The following is a 13,331-nucleotide window of genomic DNA, read 5'->3' as shown; positions in this document are numbered from 1 at the left end:
TCACCAATCCGACGAAGCCGACAGCGCCGACGCCGGCCAGCCAGAGCAGTAGAAACCAGCCGATCTGCCGCAGCCTTGCTCCCGCCATCAGTGATAGCCCTCTTCCGGGTTCACCTTGCCGCGGAACACCCAGTAGGCATAGCTGGTATAGGCAAGGATCGCCGGGATCAGCACCGCTGCGCCGATCAGCAGGAAGCGCAGGCTCTCCTCCGGTGCCGCCGCCTCCCAGATCGTCACCGAGGTCGGCACGATATAGGGATAGAAGCTGATGCCGATGCCGGCATAGGCGAGCACGAACAGTCCGAGTGCGGCGAGGAAGGGGCTGGTATCGTGCTTCTTCTGCAGACCGTTCAGCAAAAGGATGAAACAGCCGATCACCAGCAGCGGGACAAGCACGGTGAAGAGAGCGGTCGGATAGCGGAACCAGCGGTCGAGATAATCCGCCTTTAGGAACGGCGTCCAGAGGCTGACGATGCCCATGGCCGCGACCGTCGCCACGGCGGTGAGGAGCGCGATGTGGCGGGCGCGTTCGGCCAGTTCTCCGCTCGTTCGCATCACCAGCCAGGTGGCCCCCAGCAGAGCATAGCCCACCAGCACCGCAACGCCTGTCAGCAGCGAGAAGGGCGTCAGCCAGTCCCACCAGCCGCCGGCATAGGCGCGGTTGGCAACATCGATGCCCTGCACCAGCGCACCGAGCGCAATGCCCTGCATGAGGGCGGCGACGGCGGAGCCGCCGGCAAAGGCCCAGTCCCACAGACGTTCGGCGCGCTTCGTGCGCCAGCGATATTCGAAGGCGACGCCGCGGAAGATCAGCGCCAGCAGCATGGCAATGATTGGCGCATAAAGGGCCGGCAGGATGGTGGCATAGGCGAGCGGAAAGACCGCCATCAGCCCGCCGCCGCCCAGCACCAGCCAGGTCTCGTTACCGTCCCACACGGGGGCCACTGAGTTCATCATCACGTCGCGCTCGTGCTTGTGGCGGAAGAAGGGAAACAGGATGCCGACGCCGAGGTCGAAACCGTCGAGAACCACATAGGCGAGAACGGCAAAGGCGATCAGCGCCGCCCAGATGAAGGGAAGGTCAAGCGCCATGACGGATACCTCCGGAATTGCCGTGTCGCGGATGGGAATGGCCGGCGCCCTCCGGCATGCCGGCGGCCGGCGTGATGCCGGCGCTACGGATCGGGCCGAGCCCCAGATGCCCCTGCGGATCGCGCGGCAGCCGGCCCATCAGGCGCAGGATGTAGAAGGTACCGGCGCCGAAGACGAGGAAATAGACGATGATGAAGGCGATCAACGAGCCCGCCACGGCCGGGGCGGCGATCGGCGACAGCGATTGAGCCGTCAGCAAGTGGCCGTAGACCGTGTAGGGCTGACGACCGACCTCGGTGGTGATCCAGCCGGCCAGCACCGCCACGAAGCCGGCAGGCCCCATGAGAACGGCCAGCCGGTGCAGCCATTCGCTGCTGTAAAGCGTTCCCTTCCAGCGACAGATGAGGCTCCACAGGCCAAGCCCCAGCATGGCAAAGCCGAGCGCCACCATCACGCGGAAGGAAAAGAAGAGGATTTCCACCGGCGGCTCCAGTTCGTCCGGCACGGTGTCCAGACCGTTCAGGGGCGCATTGAGGTCGTGCTTCAGGATGAGGCTCGACAGCTTCGGCACCTCGATCGCGTAATCCACGCGCTTCTCTACCTGGTTCGGCAGCCCGAACAGGATCAGCGGCGCGCCGTCCGGGTGGCTTTCGAAATGGCCCTCCATCGCCATCACCTTCACCGGCTGGTGCTCCAGCGTGTTGAGGCCGTGCGCGTCGCCCGCCAGGATCTGCAACGGGGCAACGACGGAGATCATGCCCATCGCCATCGAAAACATGGTGCCGGCCCTCAGAGGCGCGGTGCGGCGCAGCAGGTGAAAGGCGCCGACCGACCCCACCACCAGCGCCGTCGTCAGATAGGCGGCCAGCACCATATGCGTGAAGCGATAGGGGAAGGAGGGGTTGAAGATCACCGCCCACCAGTCCGTCGGCACGAACTGGCCGGCCGCGTTCATGGCAAAGCCGGCGGGCGTCTGCATCCAGGAATTGACCGCAAGAATCCATGTGGCCGACATGAGCGTGCCGAAGGCGACCATCAGGGTGGCGAAGAAGTGCAGACCGGGACCGACGCGCTTGCGGCCGAACAGCATCACGCCGAGGAAGCCCGCCTCCAGGAAGAAGGCGGAGAGAACCTCATAGCCCATCAACGGCCCGACGATCGGCCCGGCCTTGTCGGAAAACACGCTCCAGTTCGTGCCGAACTGGTAGGACATCACGATGCCGGAGACGACACCCATGCCGAAGGCGAGCGCGAAGATCGTCTTCCAGAAATCGAAAAGCTCGATGTAGACCGGCCTCTTCGTCCACAGATGCAGGCCCTCCAGCACCGCCAGATAGCTGGCGAGCCCGATCGAAAAGGCCGGAAAGATGATGTGGAAGGAAACGGTAAAGGCAAACTGGATGCGGGCCAGAAGAAGGGCGTCGAATTGGTCGAACATGGCGCACTCGCTTTTCGTGTCAGACCCCGCGAAGCCGCGCAGCCTTGATGAAACGCAATTTGGCTGCCCCTCTTGCAGTGCACAATGAGCGCCTTTGCCGCAGGCCGGCTCATCCGGGCCGGCGAATTGTCACAGGCGAATTCACGGGGCCACACAAGAAAAGGGCGCTTCCTGAACGGGGAAGCGCCCCAAAAGGGGGAGGTTCTATGACGCTGTCGCTCAGGGAGCGACCATCCCCCAACGCATGGCGCGGCAAAAGGTTCCAGCCTTCTGCGGCTCAGATCTCCACGAGGGAGAGCAGCGGCAGATGGTCGGAGGCGCGACGGGCCTGCGGAAAGGTCACGGTCGCCGTCTTCAGGATCGTTGGGCCGCCGGCCACGAAGATGTGGTCGAGCCGCAGCAGCGGCCAGCGGGAGGGGAAGGTTGCCGGCGGCATCTGCCCGGTCTCTTCTTTCGTGTCGCGAAGACGCTCGGCGAGCAGACGATAGGGCCTTGAGGAGGGGATGGAGTTGAAATCCCCAATGAGGATCACCGGCTGGTCCGCGAGGTCCGGGTGGCCCAGCCAGCCGGGACCGCAGAGATGCTCCACCTGCTGGCGGCGGTCGCGGCTCAAAAGCCCCAGATGGGTGTTCAGCACATGGATGGTTTTTTCCCCCACCGCGATCTCGGCCCAGAGTGCGCCGCGCGGCTCGCCGATGGAGGGCAGGGCTTCGGCCTTGCGAAGCCGCATCGGCAGGCTCGTCAGGAGAGCATCGCCATAATGCTCGTCTTCCACGCGCAGTGCCGGATGGAACTGGAAATCCATCTTCAGCCGCCGTGCGATCTCTTCCGCCTGGTCGATACCACCACTGCGCCGTCGCCCCACATCCAGTTCCTGCAGGCCGATGATGTCGGGGCCGATCTCGGCGATCACGTCGGCGATGCGGCCGGGGTCCAGCCGGCGGTCGGTGCCCACGCAACCGTGAACATTGTAGCTGAGAATGCGGAGGATCCGCGGCGAGCGTGAGAGCGTATCAGAAGCGGGTTCGGTCATGACGCAGGGAACCCCTACCTCCCGCGTTTCGTTCCCTTCACCCTGACCTAACCATTGCCGGCGCCGTGCCGGCCTGAACATCTGGGGGCTAAAGTGAGGCGCATCATCATCCGGCTTGCCGTGGCGGCCATCATCTGTATCGCGGCCGTGCTGGTCTATCGCAGCCTCAGCCGTTACAGTCTTGACGACATCCGGTCTTCGCTCTCGCTCATCCCGCCCATTCGGCTTCTGGCGGCAGCGGGTTTCGTCGCCGCCTCCTATGTCTGCCTGTCGCTGTTCGATTATCTGGCGCTGCGCTATGTCGGCAAGCCGCAGGCCTATCCGAAGGCAGCACTTGCCTCCTTCACGGCGCTCTCCATCGGCCACAATGTCGGCGGTGCGGCGCTTTCCAGCGGTGCCGTGCGCTATCGCTTCTACACGCGCTGGGGGCTGACGGCGGACGAGGTGGCCAAGGTCATCCTGTTCTGCGGTGCAACCGTTCTGCTGGGGCTTTCGATGCTGGCGGCGATCACTCTTCTCTTCATGCCGCAGACGGGCGAGACTCTGTTGCAGCTCGGGCCGCAGGCGCGCTTCTGGCTGGGGCTTGCCTTCCTCTCCTATCCGGTGGCCTATGTCGTCTGCTCGGTCTGGGGCCGGCCGCCGCTGAAAATCCGCTCGTTTCGCATGGAGATGCCGACCATGCCGATGTGCGTGGCGCAGGTGGTGGTCGGCACGGTGAATTTCGGCTGCGTGGCGGCGGCCCTGCACCAGTTGCTGGCAACCTTCACGGATGCCGGCTATCTGCAGGTCGCGGCCTCCTATGTCACGGCAACGATTGCCGCGATGCTGAGCCACGTGCCGGGCGGGCTCGGCGTGCTGGAGGCCACCATGCTGCTGCTCTTGCCGGCCAGCGCCTCGATCGGCGCGCTCGTGGCCTTCCGCGTGCTCTACTATTTCCTGCCGCTCTGCATCGGCGTGCCGCTGCTGATTGCCGTGGAGGTGTGGTGGCGCCGGCGGGTACCGGAACCACTCATCTCAGGAAAGCGTGCGCATCAGGCGTGACATTGCCCAACGGGTGCCGACCTTCAACTGGCGAAACGGCCAGAAGGGCCGGCGCGGATCGGCAAGTGCCGTGCCCGGAAGTGAATTTGTCTCTCCTTCCGTCAGCCTGATGCGGAAGGGACGCAGGCCCCGCGGCCTGTGATTGAAGCGCTCGATGGTGCGGATCAGCGACCCCGTTTCGGCCATCGAGCGGGCAATCTGCGCGGGTTCGGCATCGAGATGCTCGGCCAGCAGGTCGTCGCGCAGCGCAGCGATTGCGGCATAGCCCTCCTCGGTTCCGGGTTCGAATGCCAGATCGGATTCGGTATCCAGTCCCTCCGACCGGTTGTTCAAGTTGGAGGAGCCGATGCGAATGAAACGGCTGTCGATGATCGCAAGCTTGGCATGCACGATGATCTCCCGCTCCGCGCCGTTTTCGTCCTCCGTCACGGCATAGAAGACGCGCAGCCGGCCATAGCGGTCATGCCGTTTCAGCCGGCGGATCAGGCGGTCGCGGTTGTGCCCCATCATCAGCTTTTCGAGAAAGCCGTGTGATTCCTGCGTGACCAGAATGACGATTTCCGGCCCGTCCCGCTGCTGCAGACGCTCGATCAGCGTGCGTGCCACGGAGAAGGAGGCAAGATATTGCGATTCCAGATAGATATGGCTGTGGGCGGCGCGCAGCGCATCATGGGTCAGCTGCACCGCTTCGCGCCGTCCGCGCTTGCCGTTCCACAACAGGGGCTCTGTCAGGGCGAGGGCGACGGGGCAGCGGGTCAGCTGCGGCGCCAGATCCTGCGGCCACAGGCGCTCCGGATCGCCGGTCGTCGCGAAAAGTTCCTGCTTCGTGGCACGCTTCCAGCGTTTGCGGCAGGCATCGCCGACCAGCCGGGCGGCATCGCCGGATATGATCGACTGCACGTCATGCACCGGACCGTAGCAGGTGCCATCCGGCGAGCAGCGCAGGGGATTTGACACTGCATGACGCCGGTCGTCCCAGCGGCGTGCGGTAAGATCGATCCCGCCGAGAAAGGCGACGACATCATCGACCGCGACCATCTTCTGATGGTGGCTTGCCCGCACCGGATGTTCGAAATCGAAGTGGAGATGGATGCGCGGATGATCGTTCCAGCCGCTCTTGCGGAACAGGCGCAGGCTTTTGCCGGAATAGACCGGTCCCATGCCCCAGACGAGTATGCGTACCGTCAGCGCCGGCTCGGCCTCCACGCGCGCGCGCAGGATCTCGCCGAGTGTCGGGCTGCCCGTATCGTCCGGCCGAAGGCGGATGTCCGGGTTGAAATCCCAGCCGACGATGAAAATGGAGCTTCTCGCCTCAAGCAGCACCTGCTCCAGTCTTCGATAATATGCTGCGCCATCGATCAGGAATGTGGCCTTGTCTGCAACTGCCTCGCGCCACGCATTGCGGCCCGGCTGGATGATGCGCGCGCCGATACCAGCCGTCGTGCTCGTTGCCATTGCTGCCCCGTGTGCGTCCACGCCTGTCGCCTTTCCGTGTCGGTTGAGCCCGGAAAACGCCAAAGCGTGCGTCGGGTTCCCACCCGCCCACGTGGTCTCATCAAGGGTCAGGGATCGCTGTCAGGCGTCGGGGAGGAAATGCGCTGGCGGCTCGCGCGTCTCGTCGGGGTTCGGCACCGGCATCTCGTCCGGCAAAAGGTCCGGTTCCGGTTCCTCGACCGGCGGCTCGGGTCGCCAGACGGGAGAGGGCATGGGCGGCTGTTCGCTCGGATCGCGGGGATCGGACATCGGGGGCTCCTGTGGTCTCTGCCGGTAACGATCCAACCGGTACAGGCAGGAAACGTTCCCGCCCGATGCGGATGATGAGCCAGGTCAAGGCAGGTTCGTGCGAGCAGCGCAGGATCCTGCGCGACAGGGAACCGTGGGGCCGACCGGTCCGTTTTCAGTCACTTACGGCCGGTGTCGCAGGACAGGCCGAACCGCTGACGGAAGGAGCCATCACCATGACCCATGCGATCGTTCATTTCCGGGACTGGCTGCGTGATGCGCATGCCATGGAGGTTCAAGCCATCGCACTTCTGAGCGCACAGATCGCACGCATCGAGAACTATCCCGAGCTTCGGGAGCGACTGGAGCTGCATCTTGCGCAAACGGAAGGGCATGCATCGGCATTGCAGTCCCTTTTGGAGCGTGCGCAGGACTCCCCCTCGATGCTTCGCGACGTCGCAGGACGGGTCACGGCTGCGGCCCAGGGCATGAGCGGCATCATGGCCTCCGACGAGGTGGTGAAGGCAACCATCGCCGCCTATGGCTTCGAACACGCCGAAATCGCGCGTTATCTCGTCCTGATTGCCGCAGCCGACGAATTGGGTGACACGGAGGCGGTCGACGTCTTCCGGAGGATTCTGGCGGAAGAGCAGGCCATGGCGGACTGGCTTGCCCTGCATCTCGACGTGGTGACCCGGCTCTATCTGGTGCGGGATGAACGGGACCTTCTGTCAAAGCGCTGAAAACGAAGGTCCGGATCCAGTCGGCCGAAAGGCGCGGGCCTGCGCTTGTTCACTGCCGGTTTGCGGCCATCGGCGGGGCCGGCAGCGCGTGGCGCCAGAGTCCGAGCGTGAGTGCCAGCATCAGACCGAGCAGTGCCCCGATCACGAGGCCGGCCGGAGCGAGGATTGCCGCCCCCGGTGGCCAGCTCTTCGTCTGCGGCGGCACGGCCTCTGAGATAACCTGCACATTGCTGGTATCGATCTGCTGACGCTCGGCGATCTGGTGGGTGCGGGCCAGATAGGTTTCGTAGACGGAGGCGCGGGCGCGGGCGTCGCGTTCCAGTTCCCGTAGCGTCACCTGCGCATCATTGTCGGTGAAGACGGTCGCGCGCTCGTCATTCGCCTTGCCCTTGAGCCCATTCAGGCTGCTGCGAGCCTGATCGGCCTCGGCCGTGGCGGCGGCAAGAATGCGCTGCGCTTCTTCGGTCATGGCCCGTTCCACGGTGGCGCGTTCAGTCTGAAGGCTGACCAGCCGGGGATGGCGCGCGCCATAGATGAGCGACAGCGCACTGACCTGCTGGTCGAGCCCCGTATAGCTCGCCCGCAGCGCCGTCATGGTCGCGGAATCGAAGAGGGCGTCGCTGGCGAGACGACGCGCGGCCAGAGCCGCCCGCATCTGGTCAGCCCGTGCCTCCGCCTGGATCAGGCGCTGCTGGGCGTCCAGCACCTGCGCATCCAGCGTGCTTGCCTTGCGGGTAGAGGTCAGTTCGCCCTGCGCCTCCTGAAGGCCCTTCTGGCGTTTGAAGCTTTCGACACGCTCTTCTGCTTGCGTGACGGAGCGGCGCAGTTCTTCCAGCCGGCCATTGATGGTGGATGCCAGCCGCCCCGCGCTGTCGGCCGCACTTTCGAACAGTTTTGCCTCGAAGGCCCGGACGACGGCCTTCGCGAGTTCGACGGATTTTTCCGGATTGCCGCTCCAGACGGACACCGTCACCACGAAGGAGGTCGCATCGCGCGTTGCCGTCACGCGCCGCTCCAGCGTCCTGAGCACCGCAAGCTCTCGGTCTTCTGCCGTGGGCTGCGACGAGAGCAGGCCAGACAGGATGCCTGGCCTGAAGAAGTCCGGATCCTGCGTGAGGTTACGATCCTGGATCACCTGCTGCAGCACCTTGCCGGAGGTCAGCATGCGCAGCTTGCTCTCCACCTCCATCTGCTGGGTGTCGCGTTGCGGGCTGGCGGCAAACACGTCGTCGGCCACCAGGTTGAGGTTCGAGGGGTTGATGACGATCTCGGTGGAGGCCGTGAAGCGGGCCGGCGTCGTCAGGGCATAGGCAAGGGCCGTGACCAGACCAAGCACGGCACAGATGGCAATCAGGCGCTGGCCGCGATGCAGCATGCTGAGGAGATCGGCAGCGCCGATGGAGGAGAGGCGCTGAAAGGCCCCGGCAAGCCGGACCTCCAGCGGATCGGCGGCAGGACGTGCGGCATGCAGGCCTGAGGGCGACGACGTGGCAGCTGCGCCCGATACACCGGGGGCTTGGCTGCGCGCTGTCGCTTCGGGCGGTTCAAGCGTGTGGTCGAGCAGCGAACGCATCGCACGGACGCCACCGGAAGCCGGGGCATCCGCCAGTCTTGCAGGCTCCACGGGCCGATACATCCGTTCCTCCTTGGCAGTCCGCTGCCCTCACACCACCCGCAGGGCAGGCCATGCGCACCAGGTCCCGCAGCATTAGGTCTTGCGCATGAAGGTTCGGTTAATCGATGCCTGAGAGAGCTTGGGGGATCCTTCGCTGGCTCTTGAGTTGTGCGGCGAGATCGGATCAACTGGCGGCGGCCTCGGGGGAGGAGCGCCGCGGGTGAAAAAGCAGTTTCTCACAGCTTTGGGCAGTCTGGTCGTCATCGGCATCCTGTTTGCCGTCTATGGCAGCCCCATCATCGAGCGGCGTTACCTGAAGGAAGCAGAGGTGCAGGGTGCCACCACGCTGCGCCTTGCAGTCGCCGCTCTCGACGGCCATCTGCGGCGTTTCGAACCGCTGCCGGCACTGATTGCCGACCAGCCGGCCATCGAGGCACTGATCCAGTCACCCGATGATCCGGTGCTGCGTCATGCGACCAACCTCTATCTGAGCGGCATCAACGCGCTTCTGAAATCCTCCGACATCTACATGATGACGATGGATGGCGAGACGATCGCCGCCAGCAATTACGATCTGCCGACCAGTTTCATCGGCCAGAATTTCAGCTACCGCCCCTATTTCCAGGAGGCGGCGGCCGGCGCGCAGGCGCGGTTCTATGCACTCGGAACCACTTCGGCCCGACGCGGCTACTATTTCTCCTCGCCCATCGAGATCGGCGGTCGCATCCTCGGGGTGATCGTCTTCAAGGTGGATATCGACACGATCGAGGCTTCCTGGGTCGGCGGCGATTCCCGCATCTTCGTCTCCGATCCGGAAGGCATCATCTTCATGACCGGCACGCCGGAATGGCTCTACAGCGCCATCCTGCCGCTGACGCCGGAGAGGCTGACGCGCACCCGCGCCTCGCGCCGCTATTCCGATGCCATTCTGCGCGAGCTGCCGGTGGCCGAGCGGCAGGATGACGGCCACCGCCTGCTGACGGTGACGGATCCGGGCGGCGCGCGCGAATATCTGGCGACGTCGCAGCCGATGCCGCAGGCAGGCTGGACGGTGACGGTGCTGACGGACACGGTCTCCGCCCGTGCCCAGGCCCAGACGGCCGTCGTTGTTGCGCTCCTTTCCCTCTGCCTTGCCGGCCTTGGTCTTGCAATCCTGATGCAGCGGCGCGCGCGTCTCGCCGAGCGGCTGCACCTGCAGGCGGAGGCGCGCGAGGAGCTGGAGCGACGCGTGGAGGAGCGTACCGCCGACCTTGCCCGCGTCAACCATCGCATCGAGGAGGAGATCGCCGAGCGGCGCCTGACGGAGCAGCAACTGCGCCAGACCCAGGCCGACCTCATCCAGGCTGGCAAGCTTGCCGGTCTCGGCCAGATGTCGGCGGCACTGTCGCATGAGTTCAACCAGCCGCTCGCTGCCGCCAAGACCTATGCCGACAGTGCCGCCGTGCTGATGGAGCGTGGCCGGCTGGAGGAGGCGAGTGACAATGTGCGGCGCATTTCCGCGCTGATCGATCGCATGGCCTCGATCTCCCGCCACCTGCGCAATTTCGCCCGCAAGCCCAACGAAAAACTGGGGCCGGTGGCGCTGGACGAGGTGATCCGCGATACGCTGGAGATCGTCGCGGCGCGCCTCAAGACGGCCGATGCCGATCTGGTCATCGCGATGGAGGAGCCGCCGCCTTTGGTGAAGGCCGGTTCCGTGCGACTGCAGCAGGTGCTGGTCAATATTATCACCAATGCCGCCGATGCCGTCGAGGGGCTGCCGGAGCGCCGCATCGATCTTGCCGTGCGTCGCGAAGCGGGGCGCGTCGTGCTTCTGGTCCGCGATCGCGGCCCCGGCGTGCCGGCTGCCATCCGGGAACGCATCTTCGATCCCTTCTTCACCACCAAAGGTATCGGCAAGGGCTTGGGTCTCGGCCTCTCCATCTCCTATAACATCGTCAAGGATTTCGGCGGCAGCCTCAGTGTCGATGAGCATCCGGAGGGGGGCGCCCTGTTCCGGATCGAACTGGAAGAGGTTGCAGCCGAGGTGGGGCAGGCGGCGGAGTAGGCATGCAGCGGGTTCTTTTGGTGGATGACGAGGAGGAGCTGCGGCGCTCCACGGCGCAGGCGCTGGAGCTGTCCGGCCTGTCGGTGCAGACGCTGGCCAGCGCCGACCATGTGCTGGAACTGATCGGTTATGCTTTCGATGGCGTCGTGGTCAGCGATATCCGCATGCCCGGCATCGATGGCATGACTCTGATGCAGCGCATCCGCGAGCTGGATGCGGAGATCCCGGTCATTCTCGTCACCGGTCATGGCGATGTGCAGCTGGCCGTCAAGGCCATGCGCGAGGGCGCCTATGACTTCATCGAAAAACCCTTCACCATGCCGCATCTGGCCGGGGTCATCCGCCGCGCGCTCGACCGGCGCGGGCTGGTGCTGGAAAACCGGCGCCTGAGAGCCGTCGCCGGCAAGCGCGACGACGTGGAAAGCCGGCTGCCCGGCCGCACCCAGCTGATGGTCGACCTGCGCTACCAGATCCGGGCGATTGGCGCAGCGGACGCCGATACGCTTGTCATCGGCGAAACCGGCGTCGGCAAGGAGGTGGTGGCGCGTGCCCTGCATGATGTGAGCCCGCGTGCCAACCGGCCCTTCATCGCCATCAACTGCGCGGCGCTGCCGGAAAACCTGATCGAAAGCGAGCTGTTCGGTCACGAGGCCGGCGCCTTTCCCGGCGCGCTGCGGCCGCGCTACGGCAAGTTCGAGCACGGCCGTGGCGGCACCATTCTGCTCGACGAGATCGGCTCGCTGCCGTTCGACCTGCAGGCAAAGTTCCTGCGCGTGCTGCAGGAGCGGGTGATCACGCGGCTCGGCTCCAACGAGACGGTCGGTCTCGACGTGCGCTTCATCGCCACCAGCAAGGTGGATCTCGAGGCCGAGGTTCAGGCCGGCCGGTTCCGCGCCGACCTGCTCTACCGTCTGAACGTCGCGACACTGCGCGTGCCTTCGCTTGCCCAAAGGCGGGCGGATATTCCGCTGCTCTTCCTGCAGCTGGTCAGGGAAGCGTGCGCGCGCTATGGCCGCGACGATATCGAGGTGCCGCAGGAGGTGGTGGCTTCGGTGGCCCAGAAGGACTGGCCGGGCAATGTGCGCGAGCTGCGCAATGCTGCCGACCGCCTGGTGCTCGGCCTCGACATGCGCCCGGGCGATGGCGGCGCGCTGGTCAAGCCCGAAAGCGGCCGCCTGGCGGACCGCGTTGCGGCCTTCGAGCGCAACATCATCGCGAGTGCCATCGCCGCCCATGGTGGTGCCCTGAAGCCCGTCTACGAACAGTTGGGAATCAGCCGCAAGACGCTCTACGAAAAGATGCAGAAATACGGTCTCGACAAGAAGCTCCTGTCGCCGGAAAGCCTGCGGGAGCTGGAGGAGTAAGTATCGGATTTTGAAATGGGTGGAATTCCACCCGCTCCGGCTGCGCGATGTTTCGAAATCCACCCATGTGCACCGCAAAAGCCGCAGGTCTCGCCTCGTCATGGTTCCGGCGTGATTGCGAAAACGCGGGCGCCCGAGACAGATGAACCCACCAGGTTGCCCGGGAGGAGCCGCGGCGACCGGCTTGGTTTCATCTGAGGAGGATGTCGATGAAATTCTTCAAGGCTCTTGCCTGCGCGACCGCCGTCGCAGCCGTTGCCCTTTCGTCCACGGTGGCGTCCGCCGCCGGCTATCCCGAGCGTTCGATCACCATGATCGTTCCCTTCTCGGCGGGTGGCCCCACAGATACGGTGTCCCGCCTCGTGGCCGAAGCCATGTCGAAGGATCTCGGCCAGCAGATCATCATTGAAAATGTCGGCGGTGCCGGCGGCACGCTGGGGGCCGGTCGCGTCGCCAATGCGGAACCGGATGGCTACACGGTGCTGCTGCACCATATCGGCATGGCCACCAGCGCCACGCTCTATCGCAAGCTTGCCTATGACACGCTGAAGTCCTTCGAATATGTCGGTCTCGTTACCGACGTGCCGATGACGATCGTGGCACGCAAGGACATGGAAGCCAAGGACCTCAAGGGTCTGATCGACTATGCCAAGACCCACAAGGACACAGTGACGGTGGCCAATGCCGGCATCGGTGCGGCCTCGCATCTGTGCGGCATGCTGTTCATGAGCGCCATCCAGACCGCGCTCGTCACCGTTCCCTACAAGGGTACGGGGCCTGCCATGACCGATCTTCTCGGCGGGCAGGTGGACATCATGTGCGACCAGACCACCAACACCACCAAGCAGATCCAGGGCGGCACGATCAAGGCCTATGCGGTCACCTCGCCGAAGCGCCTCGATGTGCTGAAGGATGTGCCGACGGCCGTCGAGGCCGGCTTGGCCGGCTTCGAGGTCGGCATCTGGCATGGCATCTACGCGCCGAAGGGCACGCCGGCGGCCGTGACCGAACGCCTCTCCAAGGCGCTGAAGGTGGCACTGAAGGATCCGAATGTCGCTGCCCGCTTTGCCGAACTTGGCACCGCACCCTCGCCGGAAGCCGATGCCACTCCGGCTGCGCTGAAGGCCAAGCTGGAAAGCGAGATCGCCCGCTGGAAGCCGGTGATCCAGTCCGCTGGCCAGTACGCCGACTGAGCCATGCCTCAGGGCCTGCATCACGGGATGCGGGCCCTTTCCG

11 protein-coding genes are annotated in these 13,331 nt (G+C 65.0%); 5 read left to right on the top strand and 6 right to left on the bottom strand.

All coding sequences use genetic code 11. The annotated features are described in order from the left end of the window. Positions 1-87: 87 nt before the first annotated feature. The 3 genes from cydB to FNA46_RS11535 all read right to left on the bottom strand — a co-directional run bounded on the left by cydB (position 88) and on the right by FNA46_RS11535 (position 3,563). Positions 88-1,092, bottom strand: a complete 1,005-nt coding sequence (gene cydB / locus FNA46_RS11545) for a cytochrome d ubiquinol oxidase subunit II (RefSeq protein WP_143125350.1) — start codon at positions 1,090-1,092, stop codon at positions 88-90. Then, positions 1,082-2,530 (bottom strand): cytochrome ubiquinol oxidase subunit I, encoded by a 1,449-nt coding sequence (locus FNA46_RS11540; protein ID WP_143125349.1) that lies wholly within the window; start codon positions 2,528-2,530, stop codon positions 1,082-1,084. Before FNA46_RS11540 ends, cydB begins: the two co-directional genes overlap by 11 nt. A 277-nt stretch (positions 2,531-2,807) precedes the next feature. After that, a complete protein-coding gene (locus tag FNA46_RS11535) occupies positions 2,808-3,563 on the bottom strand; it encodes an endonuclease/exonuclease/phosphatase family protein (protein WP_143125348.1) in 756 nt (251 codons plus the stop codon). A gap of 93 nt (positions 3,564-3,656) precedes the next feature. On the opposite strand from FNA46_RS11535, the gene FNA46_RS11530 reads away from it, so the two are divergent. Further along, positions 3,657-4,604 (top strand): putative bifunctional lysylphosphatidylglycerol flippase/synthetase, encoded by a 948-nt coding sequence (locus FNA46_RS11530; RefSeq protein ID WP_143125347.1) that lies wholly within the window; start codon positions 3,657-3,659, stop codon positions 4,602-4,604. Here the strand turns inward: FNA46_RS11530 and FNA46_RS11525 are convergent. After that, positions 4,578-6,059 carry a phospholipase D-like domain-containing protein gene (locus FNA46_RS11525; RefSeq protein ID WP_143125346.1) on the bottom strand — a complete coding sequence of 494 codons (1,482 nt, stop codon included), beginning with the start codon at positions 6,057-6,059 and terminating at the stop codon, positions 4,578-4,580. The two genes, FNA46_RS11530 and FNA46_RS11525, sit on opposite strands and share 27 nt — an antisense overlap. A gap of 120 nt (positions 6,060-6,179) precedes the next feature. Beyond that, on the bottom strand, positions 6,180-6,347 hold the full coding sequence (locus FNA46_RS26015) for a hypothetical protein (protein ID WP_185969814.1): 168 nt from the start codon (positions 6,345-6,347) through the stop codon (positions 6,180-6,182). A gap of 215 nt (positions 6,348-6,562) precedes the next feature. Here FNA46_RS26015 and FNA46_RS11520 point away from each other — a divergent pair, with 215 nt between their 5' ends. Then, positions 6,563-7,069 carry a ferritin-like domain-containing protein gene (locus tag FNA46_RS11520; RefSeq protein WP_143125345.1) on the top strand — a complete coding sequence of 169 codons (507 nt, stop codon included), beginning with the start codon at positions 6,563-6,565 and terminating at the stop codon, positions 7,067-7,069. Between the two features lie 49 nt (positions 7,070-7,118). On the opposite strand, the gene FNA46_RS11515 is transcribed toward FNA46_RS11520, so the two are convergent. Then, positions 7,119-8,705 (bottom strand): GumC family protein, encoded by a 1,587-nt coding sequence (locus FNA46_RS11515; RefSeq protein WP_246103030.1) that lies wholly within the window; start codon positions 8,703-8,705, stop codon positions 7,119-7,121. A gap of 199 nt (positions 8,706-8,904) precedes the next feature. Here FNA46_RS11515 and FNA46_RS11510 point away from each other — a divergent pair, with 199 nt between their 5' ends. From FNA46_RS11510 to FNA46_RS11500, 3 genes are all read left to right on the top strand, one after another. Continuing rightward, positions 8,905-10,731, top strand: a complete 1,827-nt coding sequence (locus tag FNA46_RS11510) for a sensor histidine kinase (protein ID WP_246103028.1) — start codon at positions 8,905-8,907, stop codon at positions 10,729-10,731. A 2-nt stretch (positions 10,732-10,733) separates the two neighbouring features. Next, a complete protein-coding gene (locus FNA46_RS11505) occupies positions 10,734-12,095 on the top strand; it encodes a sigma-54-dependent transcriptional regulator (RefSeq protein WP_143125344.1) in 1,362 nt (453 codons plus the stop codon). A 209-nt stretch (positions 12,096-12,304) separates the two neighbouring features. After that, positions 12,305-13,288 (top strand): tripartite tricarboxylate transporter substrate-binding protein, encoded by a 984-nt coding sequence (locus tag FNA46_RS11500; protein WP_143125343.1) that lies wholly within the window; start codon positions 12,305-12,307, stop codon positions 13,286-13,288. Positions 13,289-13,331: the final 43 nt, after the last annotated feature.

This window comes from Affinirhizobium straminoryzae (assembly GCF_007004135.1).
Lineage (GTDB): Bacteria > Pseudomonadota > Alphaproteobacteria > Rhizobiales > Rhizobiaceae > Neorhizobium > Neorhizobium straminoryzae.
Note: the sequence above shows the minus strand (reverse complement) of the source record. Positions and strands in the feature narration are given on the sequence as shown.

Excerpts from the sequence above, each read along its gene's own strand:
- cydB (WP_143125350.1), bottom strand. The coding sequence starts at position 1,092 with ATGGCGCTTGACCTTCCCTTCATCTGGGCGGCGCTGATCGCCTTTGCC.
- FNA46_RS11540 (WP_143125349.1), bottom strand. The coding sequence starts at position 2,530 with ATGTTCGACCAATTCGACGCCCTTCTTCTGGCCCGCATCCAGTTTGCC.
- FNA46_RS11535 (WP_143125348.1), bottom strand. The coding sequence starts at position 3,563 with ATGACCGAACCCGCTTCTGATACGCTCTCACGCTCGCCGCGGATCCTC.
- FNA46_RS11525 (WP_143125346.1), bottom strand. The coding sequence starts at position 6,059 with ATGGCAACGAGCACGACGGCTGGTATCGGCGCGCGCATCATCCAGCCG.
- FNA46_RS26015 (WP_185969814.1), bottom strand. The coding sequence starts at position 6,347 with ATGTCCGATCCCCGCGATCCGAGCGAACAGCCGCCCATGCCCTCTCCC.
- FNA46_RS11520 (WP_143125345.1), top strand. The coding sequence starts at position 6,563 with ATGACCCATGCGATCGTTCATTTCCGGGACTGGCTGCGTGATGCGCAT.
- FNA46_RS11515 (WP_246103030.1), bottom strand. The coding sequence starts at position 8,705 with ATGTATCGGCCCGTGGAGCCTGCAAGACTGGCGGATGCCCCGGCTTCC.
- FNA46_RS11505 (WP_143125344.1), top strand. The coding sequence starts at position 10,734 with ATGCAGCGGGTTCTTTTGGTGGATGACGAGGAGGAGCTGCGGCGCTCC.
- FNA46_RS11500 (WP_143125343.1), top strand. The coding sequence starts at position 12,305 with ATGAAATTCTTCAAGGCTCTTGCCTGCGCGACCGCCGTCGCAGCCGTT.